The sequence below is a fragment of the Streptomyces sp. NPDC057137 genome, assembly GCF_042670825.1.
Lineage (GTDB): Bacteria > Actinomycetota > Actinomycetes > Streptomycetales > Streptomycetaceae > Streptomyces.
In genome coordinates, this window is the sequence record NZ_JBHUUW010000017.1 from 26,315 (window position 1) to 39,467 (window position 13,153).

At 69.7% G+C, this 13,153-nt stretch carries 11 protein-coding genes; 4 read left to right on the plus strand and 7 right to left on the minus strand.

Annotation, left to right across the window (positions count from 1 at the left end; genetic code table 11):
• Positions 1-181: 181 nt before the first annotated feature.
• From ACFT9I_RS16475 to ACFT9I_RS16505, 7 genes are all read right to left on the minus strand, one after another.
• Positions 182-2,470: a glycoside hydrolase family 3 N-terminal domain-containing protein gene (locus tag ACFT9I_RS16475; RefSeq protein WP_382564772.1), complete on the minus strand. Its 2,289-nt coding sequence runs from the start codon at positions 2,468-2,470 to the stop codon at positions 182-184.
• A 247-nt stretch (positions 2,471-2,717) separates the two neighbouring features.
• Positions 2,718-3,974 (minus strand): MFS transporter, encoded by a 1,257-nt coding sequence (locus ACFT9I_RS16480; RefSeq protein WP_382564774.1) that lies wholly within the window; start codon positions 3,972-3,974, stop codon positions 2,718-2,720.
• 238 nt (positions 3,975-4,212) lie between these two features.
• Entirely contained in the window at positions 4,213-5,070 is an 858-nt protein-coding gene (locus ACFT9I_RS16485) for a glycoside hydrolase family protein (protein ID WP_382564776.1), read from the minus strand.
• 53 nt (positions 5,071-5,123) lie between these two features.
• Complete coding sequence (locus tag ACFT9I_RS16490) at positions 5,124-5,858, minus strand: thaumatin family protein (RefSeq protein ID WP_382564778.1); 735 nt, start codon at positions 5,856-5,858, stop codon at positions 5,124-5,126.
• Positions 5,859-6,473: 615 nt separating this feature from the next.
• A complete protein-coding gene (locus ACFT9I_RS16495; RefSeq protein ID WP_382564780.1) occupies positions 6,474-6,797 on the minus strand; it encodes a putative quinol monooxygenase in 324 nt (107 codons plus the stop codon).
• A gap of 260 nt (positions 6,798-7,057) precedes the next feature.
• Positions 7,058-7,717, minus strand: a complete 660-nt coding sequence (locus ACFT9I_RS16500) for an MSMEG_1061 family FMN-dependent PPOX-type flavoprotein (RefSeq protein WP_382564782.1) — start codon at positions 7,715-7,717, stop codon at positions 7,058-7,060.
• 162 nt (positions 7,718-7,879) lie between these two features.
• A complete protein-coding gene (locus ACFT9I_RS16505; RefSeq protein ID WP_382564784.1) occupies positions 7,880-8,383 on the minus strand; it encodes a cupin domain-containing protein in 504 nt (167 codons plus the stop codon).
• 138 nt (positions 8,384-8,521) lie between these two features.
• Here ACFT9I_RS16505 and ACFT9I_RS16510 point away from each other — a divergent pair, with 138 nt between their 5' ends.
• From ACFT9I_RS16510 to ACFT9I_RS16525, 4 genes are all read left to right on the plus strand, one after another.
• Positions 8,522-8,956 (plus strand): RrF2 family transcriptional regulator, encoded by a 435-nt coding sequence (locus ACFT9I_RS16510; RefSeq protein ID WP_382564786.1) that lies wholly within the window; start codon positions 8,522-8,524, stop codon positions 8,954-8,956.
• A 77-nt stretch (positions 8,957-9,033) separates the two neighbouring features.
• The gene (locus ACFT9I_RS16515; protein WP_382564788.1) at positions 9,034-9,918 is read left to right on the plus strand and encodes a DsbA family protein; all 885 of its coding nucleotides are present in this window, start codon (positions 9,034-9,036) and stop codon (positions 9,916-9,918) included.
• 572 nt (positions 9,919-10,490) lie between these two features.
• A complete protein-coding gene (locus ACFT9I_RS16520; RefSeq protein WP_382564790.1) occupies positions 10,491-12,068 on the plus strand; it encodes an ABC transporter substrate-binding protein in 1,578 nt (525 codons plus the stop codon).
• A 53-nt stretch (positions 12,069-12,121) separates the two neighbouring features.
• Complete coding sequence (locus tag ACFT9I_RS16525; RefSeq protein ID WP_382564792.1) at positions 12,122-13,150, plus strand: ABC transporter permease; 1,029 nt, start codon at positions 12,122-12,124, stop codon at positions 13,148-13,150.
• The last annotated feature ends 3 nt before the right edge of the window (positions 13,151-13,153 follow it).

Sequence of the window (13,153 nt, forward strand, 5' to 3'; positions counted from 1 at the left end):
TCGTCCCGGGGCCACTCCGCAGGCACTACGGACCACTGACCCCGGGTCCCGCACCCCGTACCCCGCACCCCGCACCTCGCGCGGCACCATGGACACCTACCGCTCGGATCCCTGTCCCTGCCCGTGGAAGGAATCCGAGCGGCCGGCGTCGGCGGCCAAGGGCAGCCGTGTGCGCCCGCGGTCAGTCCTTGATCGTGAATCCCGCCCGCAGCAGCGACTCCTCACGGGAGGACGGACCGACCAGAAGTTCGAAGGCACCGGCCTCGACAACACGCTCGCCCTGCGCGTCCACGAGCGTGCACGCGGCGACCGGCAGCTCGATCAGGACCTCACGTGACTCACCTGGTGCGAGCGACACCTGCTGATAGGTCTTCAGCTCTTTCTCCGCCCACGTCACCGAGGTGACGGTGTCGCTGACATAGACCTGCACGGTTTCCAGGACAGGGCGCGTACCCGTGTTGGAGACCGTGAGCCGTGCGTGGAGCGTGTCGCCTGTTCCGAGTTCCGCGGCAGGGATCTCCAGGTCCGCGTACTCGACGGTCGAGTAACTCAGGCCCTCGCCGAAGACGAAGGCCGGGCTCTGCGTCAGATCCGCGTAGCGGCTGCCGTGCTGACCACGCACCTGGTTGTAGTACGTGGGCTGTTGCCCGGCGTGGCGGGCGAAGGAGATCGGCAGACGGCCGGTCGGCTCGACGAGGCCGAGGACCAGCTCGGCGACCGCCCGTCCGCCGAGCATGCCGGGGTTGAAGGCGTGCACGATCGCCGCGGCCCCGTGCGCCGACGGCGGCAGGATCAATGGCTTGGAGCTGATGGTCACGACCACCAGTGGCTTGCCGGTCGCGGCGAGCGCGTCGAGGAGGGCGACCTGCCCCCCGACCAGTTCCAGGGTTGCCGTCGACCTGCCCTCCCCCACCAGTTCGATGCGGTCGCCCACGACGGCGACGACGTAGTCCGCGGCCTCCGCGTGCGCCATGGCTTCGGCGATCAGCGTCTTCGACGGCTCCGCGGGGACGACGACCTCGGGACGGGGCTGCCCGTCGGGGAAGAACGCGCCTTCCGGGTCGCTGTCGACGGTGAGGATGTCCGCGCCGCGGGCGTACGACACGTCCCAGCCCTCGGGGACATGTGCGCGAAACCCTTCGAGCACCGTCGTGATCATCGCGCGCGGCTGCCCGTCGGGAAGCCAGTCGGCCTGGCCCGAGGAGCCCGCCCAGTCGCCGAGTTGGGTCTGGGCGTCGTCGGCGTTGGGACCGATGACGGCGACCGTACGCGGCGCGGTCTCCGCGCCGGCGACGGCCCGGCCTTCGGCACCCGCCTCGAATCCCCCCGCCAGGGGCAGGGTGCCGTCGTTGGTGAGCAGGACGAGCGAGCGACGGGCCGTCTCCAGGTTCAGCGCGGCATGCTCCGCGCTGCCGATCACCTGGGCCTGGCGGGCACGGTCGGGACGCCGCGGCTCCTCGAACAGTCCGAGTTCGAACTTGAGAGTCAGGACGCGGCGGACCGCCTCGTCGATCTCCGCCTCGTCGAGCATGCCCCGCTCGACCGCCTCCTGCGCGCCGCCGAAGAACTTCGGCGTCGTCATCACCATGTCGTTGCCCGCGCGGACCGCCGCCGCCGCGGCATGTGCGTAGTCGCTGTGGATCCGCTGCTCCCACACCATGCGGCCGACGTTGTCCCAGTCGGTCACGAGCGTGCCTGTGTAACCCCACTCGCCACGCAGTACGTCGTTGAGCAGCCAGTTGTTGACCGTGATCGGGACACCGTCCATGGACTGGTAACCGAGCATGAACGTACGGCACCCTTCGCGGGCCACACGTTCGAAGGGAGGCAGGAACCAGGAGCGCAGCTTGCGCCGCGAGATGTCGGCCTCGCTGGCGTCCCTGCCGCCCTGGGTCTCGGAGTATCCCGCGAAGTGCTTGGCGCAGGCGAGGATCGCCGTCGGGTCGGAGAGCCCGTCGCCCTGGTAACCGCGGACCATGGCGGAGGCCAACTCGCCGATGAGGAAGGGGTCCTCGCCGAAGGTCTCACTGACGCGGCCCCATCGCAGGTCGCGTGCGATGCACAGCACGGGTGAGAACGTCCAGTGCACACCGGTCGCCGCCACTTCCACCGCTGTCGCTCTGGCTACCCGCTCGAGCAGGGCCGGGTCCCAGGTCGCCGCCATGCCCAGCTGAGTGGGGTAGATCGTCGCGCCCTCCCAGAAGGAGTGGCCGTGGATGCAGTCCTCGGCCACCAGCAGCGGGATGCGCAGCCGGGAGTGCTCGGTGAGTTCGGCCGCGTCGAGGACGCGTTCGGGCGAGGCGTGGAGGATGGACCCCGCGTGCATTTCCGCAACATGTTGTACGCCCTCCTTGGCGTTCAACTGCAGCATCTGGCCGATCTTCTCGGGCAGTGTCATACGGCCGACAAGGTCGTCGACCCGTTCGGTGATGGTCAGTGCGGGGTCGAGATAGGGCAGAGAGGACAGCACGGATTTTCCTTTCACGGCTTTCGGTGAGATGCGCGGGAGACGGAGCGGTGTCGGGCCGGCCGTTCACCCACGCGTCGGGCGGCGGCCGTGGGCGGCCGGTCCGCGAACGAGCGAGTCCCAGTGGGGAAGCCTGCTGGAAGGCCCTGGGTGACAGACCGTTGGCCGGCCCGGAGGCGGCGCCGGGTGTGAACTTCCGGGCGGGCGGCGGGCGGCAGGCAGTGAGGCGGTGAAGGGCATACGCCAAGTCTTAGCCCACGGCGTGCCGGGAGCGGCTCATGACGGCGATACCGATGGTCGCCACCAGGCCGTACAGGGCCGGTGCGAGGAACACGTACGGCAGTCCGAGCAGGCCCACGCCGAGGCTGCCCGTCAGCCCGCCGAGAGCGCTGGCGAGGGCGGTGGAGCTCATGAAAACGGCCGACGCGGTCGCGACGGCTTCGGGCAGCAGCCGTTGGGCGACGATGATTCCCAGGGCGGCGAAGACACCCCACACCCCGCCCATGAGGATCTGTCCGGCGAACATGCCGGCGGCGTTGCCGGTCAGGGCGAAGCAGAGGTTCGCCCCTACTCCGAAGGCGGCGGCGAAGACCATCAGGCGCATCATGCCGATTCGGCGAGCGACGACCACGGCCACCGGCATCAGGATCAGTTCCACAAAGGGCTGGATGCCGATCACCGCGCCGCTGACCGCCGTCGGCAGATCCATGTCGTTGTGCATGTAGATCGTCAGGTAGCCGTACTTGATCGGCTCTCCCGCGTAGACCAGCACGTAGAGCCCGGTGAAGGCGAGCAGGGGCAGCATGGCCCGGATTCCCGGGCGCCGTCCGGCGTACTCGGCCGGCGCCTGCGGCTGTGGTGCGGCTGTGTTCGTGACGTCAGGTCGTGCCAGGCGGGTGCCGGCGAAACCCATGGGAACGATCTGCGCGAGAGTGCACAGTCCGGTGGCCACGAACATCGCGCGCGGTCCGGCGGCGGTGGCCAGCAGAGAGCCCGCGACCGGGCCCACGATCCATCCTGCCGTCAGCGCCATGCGCACGATCGAGACGACCCCGTCACCGACGGGGCTTTCGGTGGCCTGCAGGTCGTCGTGGACGGCGGCGAACAGCTGCGACCCGGCGGCGCCGGAGAAGGCGAGGATCACCGTACCGATCACGAACGGCATCCACACCTGGTCCGACAGGGCCATGGCGGACCAGCCGAGGAATCCCGTCAGTGCGCAGAGCCGGAAGAACCCGAGCCGTCTGCCCGTACGGTCCGAGCGTGCGCCGATGAGATATCCGGCGACCGGGGCGGTGAGGCTCGTGAGGTAGTACAGGCCGGCCGTGGTCAGCGAGACGTGCAGCTCGTCCACCAGGAAGAGTGTGATCTGCGGGGCGGCGGCCGAGGTGCCGAGCCCGGACAGGAAAAGCGCGAGGGTCGCCCCGCGGTAGAGCGGTGAGTCCCCCACCGTCCGTATCGCGGACGGCGTGGCCGCGCCGCCGTCGGCGGCGAGTGCTCGTGACAAGACAGGCCCCCGGGAGATCAAGCATACGAGGCCATTCAACGTATCTTCGAACACTCAGCACATCAATAGCGTTAGTAGACCGGCCTTTAGATCAGACTTCCTGTTCGCTTTGATACCGGCAAACCCGCACGCCGGCGCGTCTGCCGGTGAGCTGTGGCGCCTGGACGGGAGCGCGTAGGCGCTTACGGTTGGAGCGCGGCCACCTCGGACGGCTGGACGGCCAGGTGAAGTTCTGGGGTCATCGGCCCGCCTCGCGGTAGGCGAGGCCGGAGGCGTTGGGAGTCGTGCCGTTGTAGAGCCCGGTCCGGCTGGTCTCGGTGGACAGGGTGAACCAGGAGTAGCGCTCTACGTACGGCTGGCTCTCCAGCATCGCCGTCGACGAGCGCACGAAGGCGGTCTGTTCCTGCTCGCTGGGGTAGCGGGGTGTGGAGCCGGAGAAATCGATCAGGGCGTACTCGGTCAGCCAGATCGGCTTCTGGTAGCGGTCGTGGACAGCTTGGAGATAGCCGCGCAGCTGCTCGGCCGCGGCTGAGCTGAAGTCGCCGCCGTACCAGTGCAACGGGATGAAGTCGACGCGGTAGCCGCGCGCCGCGGCCCCGGACATGAACCGGTCCAGCCAGCCGCCCGGGGTGTCGCCGCCGTAGGCGACGGAGGGTGCGCCGAGCCGCAGGCCGGTCGACTGCAGGCGTGGCCACAGGTCCAGCGCCTGTTCGACCGTCATGTCGGCCTGTGCTGTCATGTCGGGCTCGTTGAAGCCCAGGAGCTGGGTGCCCTGCGCCTTGGCCTCGGCCAGTTCGGCGTCGGTGACCGAACCGGCTCCCCAGATCATCGGTACGAACTCGGTGCCCGTCGGCTTGGCGACGCTGCCCGGATTCGATGACCAGCTGTAGTACCAGGACGCACCGAGGTCGGCGAGCGCCTGTGAGGCGCCCGCGACGGAGTTCACGCTCACGCCCTTGCGCGACGACGCGGCGACCTCGGCACTCGCCGCGGGGCCGAAGAAGGACGCGCACAGCAGAGCCAGCAGCGGCGCGAGGATCATCAGCGGCCGACGGAAGGGGGACGGGGCGGGAGAGAAGGAAGAGGATCCGCTCACGGAGCTTGCTCCAACAGTGTGTGTGGGACTCGGGATACGGCCGGCCCTCGGTGTCAGTGGAAGGTGACGGTGAAGCCGCTGCATGCCCGGCACTGGCGCATCACCTGGTTGCCCGGAATCGTGTCCTGCTTCGACCACGCATAGGCTTTGGGGCAGTGGGCGTTGACGGCGCTGCTGTAGCTGGTCTGCGCGTCACGGTTGGGATTGACGCAGAGCATCGGTGCGCCCGTGGCGGGGTCGGAAGTCAGGTTCTCTGGCGGGCAGTACGAGAGCAGGTCGTTCGAGCAGCCCATCTCTTCGCATTCGCCGCCGTTCGGCGGGGGCGCGACACCGGCCGGGGTGATGGTCACCGGCAGCGACACCGCGTTGACGTAACTGACGTTGTACCAGGGCGCCAGCCCGTCCGAGGGGTCGAAGTTGAACTCCGCCAGGCTCGCGGGCTGTTCGCCGGTGCTGCAGCGGTCGGCGTACGGCCCGCAGTCGGCGACCTTGCAGCGGAATGTGCTGCCCGACTCGCCGCTGCAGCCCTGGCGTGCGAAGAATTTGCCGCGCCAGTGTCCCGGCGCGGAGTTTTCCGGAACGGTGATGGTGGCCGACTGCCCGTTGTTGAGCACGGGCAGACCGGTGAGTACCGCCGATCCGTCGGCGTTGACCGTGCTGCCGATCCACACGCGCTGACCGGACTGGTTGACGAAGGTGACGGTGCGCTCCGCGGCGGCCGCCGCCTGCGCCCCGGGGCCGGCGGCTCCGGCCAGCACGCAGGCGAGGGCCAGGAGGAGAGCGGACAACGCGGAGCGGACAACTGACGCCGAACGAGCGCCGGACACGGACCGGATACCGGGTGATGGACGGACGCCCATGTGGATCGCCTCTCGTGGGGGGATGACGCTGAGAGTGATGATCATGTGCATGCCATACGACGGGGGATCGTCAGCGTACGACACGGAGTGACGATGTGTCACCGTCCCAGCCGTCGGCACCCGGCGGTCCGCCGTGGTCCGCTGTGGTCCGCTGCGGTCCGCTGCGCGCGACAACAGGTCGGAGAGCGAGGACGGCGGACGTACGGGCGCGCGCGGGTCGCGGGGTGACTGGTGTCCCGCGCCGAAGATCCGTCGTCGGTTCACCAGTGGGCGCCCGACTGGCGTTGGATGAGGCGCCCGCGCCGCCGCAGGGGTGCGGGTACCCATCCGCGGGTCCAATCCGCCGACGGGCACAACCCGTTGGCGGCGCGGCTTGTCGTAGGCGTCGCGGCTTGTTGTAGGCGGCAGGCACGGGTCCACGTGATCATGGAGTCTCAACGCTCAGTGATCACGAAGGACGTCCGTGCCCGCGCCGCCGTCTTGCTGCCCGAAACCGCTCAGCGTCGGAGGACGACGATCACGACCGCCGTGCTCCGGGTCGGCCTACCGTGCCGGGCGGAACGGCTGCAGGAAGCGGATCCCGTTCTCGATGCTGCCGTCCGTCAGTTCCAGCAGTTGGGGCACCAGGTCCCGCATGCGGGGTGCCTGCAGGTGGCCTTCGAGTGCCTCGCGGCTCTCCCAGCGCTCGAAGATGACGAACGCGCCAGGTTGTCCCTCGACCTGGTGAGCCTCGTAGTCGATGTTGCCCGCGTCGTAGCGTGATGCGGTGACGGCGGCTGTCATGAACGCCTTCATCGCGGCTTCCTTCCCGGATTTGGCCCGGGCCTCCCACAGCACGGTGACGTAGTGGTTCGACGTGGTGGTCATGCTTGCTCCTCCTGACTCAGAACAGCGTCGTTGTGGTCGCATCGTCGAGCCCTACCGACGGTTTCTCGCCCACCTGGACGCGGCCGAGCGACGCGACTACCTGAGCCTTCTCGGAGCGGGCAGCGACGTCGGCTCGATCATGCGCGGCACCGCGCCGCGCGATCACCGGCCGGGCGCAATGGGCTGCCCCGCAATTGATCTTGGGGCGTGCTGGTCCGGGGGTTCGGCGGGCCGGTGGGCAGCGATTGGTGGTCGGCCTGTCACTCGTACCGGTACTTCAGCGCGTCCGCCTCCGCCTGCTCGATGTCGGCGATCGTCAGCTCCGGCATCCGCAGCTGGGCCAGCGTCACCTCGGCCGAGGCCGGCTGGGCGTCCGCCGGCAGCCACTGCTCCGGCTTCCAGGCCCCGCTGCGCAGGAGCGACTTGGGGCAGTGCGGGTAGACCTCCTCGATCCCCAGCACCAGCGCACTGGCCGGCGGCTTGCCCACCGCGGTCAGCTGCGACAGCAGCTCCGGGCGGGTGGAGACGCACGCCCGGCCGTTCACCCTGAGCGTCGTGGTGCGCCCCGGGATGACGAACAGCAGCCCGGCCCGTCCGGTGGCGATGACGTTCTGTAGCGTGTCCAGGCGCTTGTTGCCGGTCGCGTCCGGTATCGCCACCGTCCGTGAATCCAGGACGGCGACGAACCCGGCGGGGCCGCCGCGCGGCGAGACGTCGCAGTTGCCCTCGGCGTCCGCGCTGGCGACCAGGACCAGCGATGAGCAGCCGATCAACCGCTCGGTCTGTTCGGTGAGTTCGGTCATCTGCTTGCGCACGGCCGCCTCGCTGGGGAGTTCGTAGGCCCGGCGCAGCGCCTCCTGGTCGGGCACGGCGTCGAGGCGGAGCAGGTCGAAGGCACTGCCGGCGAGGGGTGACGTCATGCCCTCGACCCTAATGGGCCGACTTTCGACAGATCTTGGCCGGTGAGCGCGGGGACGCCGGCGTGCGCGCCGAGGGCATCGCCAGACGCTCTTGACGACGATGCCGGTTCCTTCGAGACGTACGCCCGCCGAGCGAGCCCACGCCGTCCGAGGACCGGTGGGTCACTGATCCTTCGGTAGCGCGTACAGCCGGGGAAGGTTCACCACGATCGCCTCCTGGGTGCTGCGGGCGATGACGACCACGGCTTCCTCGGTCGGGTCGGGGTTCTCCTCCCGGTGCGGCACGAACGGCGGGACGAAGATGTAGTCACCCGGTGAGGTGCGCAGCCGTACCTCCACCGGCTCGTCGCCCGAGTCGTCCAGGAAGACGAACTCCGGGTGTCCGCCGACCACATGGATGGCGGTCTCGGACTCGCCGTGGTGGTGGTCGGAGGAGGAGGTCGCGGGGGCCACGTGCGTCTGGCCCATCCACAGCTTCTCGGAGCCGACGGTCTTTCCGCTGATGGCCGAGAATCTGCGCATGCCGCCGGTCTGCGCCGTGTCGCCGTCGAGCGAGTCCGCGCGAATGTGGTGCAGACGCGTACGCAACGGCGCCGCCGGATGGTCCGGGGTATCGGGAAGGTGCGGGTGGAACCCCTCACCGGGGGACGTCAACGGCTCGGTCATGGCGGGGACGTTAGGGCCGCTCCGGAAAGGATGTCAAGACGTGTCCATTAGCGTTCACCTGCGGCAATGTTGCCGCAATGGAAGGCGCGAACCGGCGAACGCTCTCGTCTCGGCCGGGCGGTCCGGCATGATGTGGTCATGCATATCTCCGCGAAGGCGGACTACGCCACCCGAGCCCTGATGGAGCTCGCGTGTGAGCCCGCCCGTCCGCTCACCTGCGAGGCCATCGCCTCCTCGCAGGAGATTCCGTTCCGTTTCCTGAAGTCCGTGGTCGGTGAGTTGCGAAGAGCGGGCCTCGTCCGCAGCCAGCGCGGCTGCGAGGGCGGTTACTGGCTCGGCAGGTCCGCCGAGGACATCACCCTGCTGGACGTCGTGCGCGCCGTCGACGGCGAGGTGATCACGCTGCGCGGCGAGTCGCTGGCCGGGCTCGACTATCCCGGGCCGGCGGGAGCACTGCCCGGGGTGTGGCGGCAGGTCGAGGCGCAGGCGACGTCGGTGCTGGGTGGGCTGACCCTGGCCTCGTTGCTGCCCGCGGGCGTGGTCGGGCAGGACTCCAGGGTCGGCGCCGCGTGACGCACGCACGCCACGTACGCCACGCACCTCGTGCACCCCGTTCACATGAAGCACCTCAACCACCGCCCGCGTTGGAGGTGGTGGAGTACACCGACCCGCTCTGCCCCTGGGCCTGGGGATCCGAGCCCACGTTCCGCACGTTGCGGGCGTCGTTGACCGGCGCGGTCCACTGGCGGCGCGCGTACGCGATCCTCTTCGACCACGACGACGATCCGGTGCCCGACCCGGCGGCGGAGACGGCCTGGTACACGCGCTACGTGGCAGAGATCAGCGCGCACACCCTCGCCCCCCGCCCGGTTCTGCTGAAGCGTGTCGCGGCCGGCTCCTGGCCCTCCTCGCTCGTGGCCAAGGCCGCGGAGTTCCAGGGTCCCGACGTGGCCGAGCGGGTACTGCGGCGTCTGCGGGAGAGCGTCTTCGTACACGGTGAACCGGCGGACACCACCGCGCTGGCACTGTCCGCGGCGCGCGGCGTACCCGGTCTGGACCCGCGGCGCCTGGCGGCCGACGCCGCGTCCGACGACGTGCTGGAGCGGGTCCGCGCCGACCGCGCCGAGGCGCGCCGTCCGGTGCCCGAAGTCCGTTCCGTACGGGGCGAGTCGCCGCATCCCGGCGCGGCCAAGGAAACCCTCGACGGTGGTCACCGCTACGCACTGCCCACGCTGTTGTTCCGCGCGGGCGCGACGTATCGCGCGGTGCCCGGCTGGCGGCCTTTCGAGGCGTACGCGGCGGCCGTCGAGGAGCTCCGCCCGGGGCTGCTGAAGCTCGCCGAACCGCCTTCCCCGGCGCGGGCGTTGGAGCGTCACCGGAGCCTGACCGACCCCGAGCGACGGGTGCTGACGGAGGGAGCCTGGCCACCGCCGGGCGCCGTCCGGGTGGACACCGGGAACGGCCCCGTGTGGCTGCATCCCGAGGAGGCCGCGGTGCGTCCGGACGTCACCTCTTCCGGTCCCGCGAGCCCCTGATCTGCGGTCAGAGGCCGTCCCGCCCAATGAGACACCAATTGGTGTCCATTGACAGGCGCCGAGATCTGACGCCAGGATGTGCGTCATGAAGACGACGCATCCCGGTGTGGTCTGCCGCTACGTGGATCTGCGGCGCACGTCCAGCGCTCTCTGTCGCTGACCGCCGGCCGCCGGCCGCCCACGGTCCACCGGCGCCTGAACGCCCCGGCAACATCGCCCGTCCGCCGCTCCGTTGAGCCGCGCCGGTAGCGTCAGTCGCCGCCGGTCGCGATCGGTCCCCGGTCAGTTGCCCCGCGCCGCCTCCGCCGCCGCATCCATCTCAGCCGCCGCATCCGCGCCCAGGACCTGTCCGGCGGATCTTCGCGCACTCCCCTCCTCTCTTCCCGTACTCCGGCCCGCCCCGCGAATCGTCGCTGCCCCGCCCCGGGCGCGGCGTCCCCGACGTGCGCAACGACGCCTCCGTCGGCATGCCCACCCCCGCACGAGCCGACGTTCGCGCGGATACGGCCCGGCCCTCGTCCGCCGATCCCGGCGCCCCCGTCATGGGCAGGGATCATCAAAGAAAGAATGAGATGTCCGGACGACTCACGCTCCGCCGCCCACTGGACCTCCGATCCCGCCGACGGGCCGGCCGTCTGCGCTTCGCCGCCCTCGGCACCGCGCTTGTCACCGTGCTCGTCCCGTCCCTCGCCGCGTGCGGCGGTGACGCCGCTTCCTCGGGCGGCGACTCCACACTCAGATGGACCTCTTCCTACTTCCCGACCCACTGGGACCCGGTGGTCGGTGGCAGCGGCGCCCAGTTCCGCGAACTCGCCCTGGTCTACGCCTCGTTGACGCGCACCGACGAGAAGGGCAATGCGGTCCCGGATCTCGCCGAGAGCTGGGAGTACAACGACAAGGGCGACCGGATCACCTTCCATCTCCGTCCCGACCTGAAGTTCAGCGACGGCGAGCCTCTTGACGCCACCGCGGTGAAGGCCGCCGTCGAACGGGCCAAGGAGCAGCAGGACTCGGCCCTCTTCGGCGACCTGACCTCGATCGAGTCGGTGGAGGTGGCGGCGGGCGGACTGGACGCCGTCGTGAATCTCAGTCAGGTCGACTACCAGATACCGCAGTTGCTCGGTCAGCGGGTCCTCCAGATCGCCAGCCCCAAGGCGGCGAAGTCCCCGAAGGAACTGGACCGGGCCCCGGTCGGCGCCGGGCCGTTCATCGTCACGCAGCTGATACCGGGCACCAAGGCGGTGCTCAAGAAGAATCCGGACTACTGGGACGCGAAGAACATCCACATCGACAACGTCGAGCTGACGTCCGCGCCCGACGCCTCCACGGTCGTCTCCGGCCTCCAGACCGGCGTCTACAACTTCGCGGACATCAAGCCCAGCCAGGCCGACGCCGCCAAGAAGGCCGGCCTGGACGTCTTCGTCCAACCCGGCTTCAACGCCTCGAACATCAGCCTCAACGTCAACAAGGCGCCGTTCGACGACAGCAGGGTGGTCGACGCCGTCCGCCATGCGATCAACCGTCAGGAGTTCGTCGACAAGATGACGTTCGGCTACGGCACGGTGACCAACCAGCCGTTCCCGGAGGGTTACGTCGCCTACGACCCTGGGTCCCGGGACGCGTACCCGTACGACCCGGCGAAGTCGAAGAAGCTCCTCGCCGACGCGGGCCACGGGGCCGGTGACATCAAACTCGACCTGGTCATCCCCTCGGAGGACCCACAGGCCGAGATCGTCCAGTCGCAGCTGGCCAAGGTCGGCATCACCGTCACGATCAAGATCGACAAGAACTGGGCCACCCCGTTCTTCGCCAAGGACCTGACGTTCTCGCTCTACGGCACCACGGGACGTGACTCCGCGGCGCAGACCCTCACCGCCCACTTCGGGCCCGACGGCCCGCTGAACCTCAGCTCTCCCTACGAGCCGGCCGGTTTCGAGGCGGCCGTCGCCAAGGTGCGCCAGACCCCGCTGGAAGCGCCGGAGTACCCGAAGGTCCTCCAGGCGGCGACCCGGGCCGGCCTCAAGAGCGAGGCGCTGGTCTTCACGTACTCCTCGCCGAACCTCATCGCGAAGAGCAAGTCGATCTCGGACCTGCCGGGGAATCCGGCCCATATCGACTGGACCGGCGTGACCGTCACCGGCGCCAACTGACCCGCGCTCACGGCGGATCCGCCCACCACAGAGAAGAGAGAGGGGGCAGTCCCATGACGACGACGGCTGTACAGCCCGCGCCCGACCGGCCTCACGGGGTCGCCGCGGCCAGGACGCGGCACGCGCTGCGCCGCGTCATCGGCGTCGTCGCCCGGTCGGTCGCGATCTTCGTGCCGGTCTTCCTGGTCGCGACTTTCGTGACGTTCGCGCTGCGCTCGCTGAGCGGGCTCAGCCCGGCGCGTATCCAGCTGGGCGAGGAGGCGACTCCCGAGGCGATCGCCCGGGTGGAGGCCCAATGGGGCCTCGACCGGCCCTTCCTGGTCCAGTACGGGGACTGGCTCGGCGGCGTTCTGCACGGTCAGCTCGGCACCAGTTGGACGAACGGCGCCGACATCTCCACACTCATCGGCCTCGGCCTGGGTGTGAGCCTGTCGGTCGCGACATTCGCACTGGTCATCGGCGTGGTCGTCGGTTTCCTCCTCGGTACGCTGGCGGCCCTGCGGCGCACCACCTGGATCGACCGGGCGGTCACCGGCTTCGTCACCGTCATCTCGGTGATGCCCGCGTTCGTGGTCGGCATCGTGCTGGTCGCGGTCCTCGCGGTCGGGCTCCATCTCTTCCCGGCCGCCGGCTACGTCCCGGCCGAGCAGGGGGTCGGCCCGTGGCTCGCCCACATCACCCTGCCCGCCGTCGCGCTGAGCTTCGACGTCATCGCGGACGTCGCCCGCCAGTTGCGTACGAGTCTGATCGGCGCCTACTCCGAGAACTATGTGACGGGCGCGGTGGTACGGGGGTTGAGCCCTCGCCGGATCTTCTTCGGCCATGTGCTGCGCAACGGCCTGGGGCCGACGCTCGCCACCCTGGGCCTGAAGTTCCCGTCCCTGGTCGGCGCCTCCGTCGTGACGGAGTGGATCTTCGGTCTGCAGGGCTTCGGCAGATTCGCCAACGACTCGGCCCAGGCCGGTGACGTACCCGCCGTACAGGGAGTCCTCGTGGTGTCGATCGTCCTTGTCGTCGGCTTCAACCTGATCGTCAACCTGATGCTGGCGCGTGTGACGCCCGCGTCCCAGCGGGGAGTGTGAACC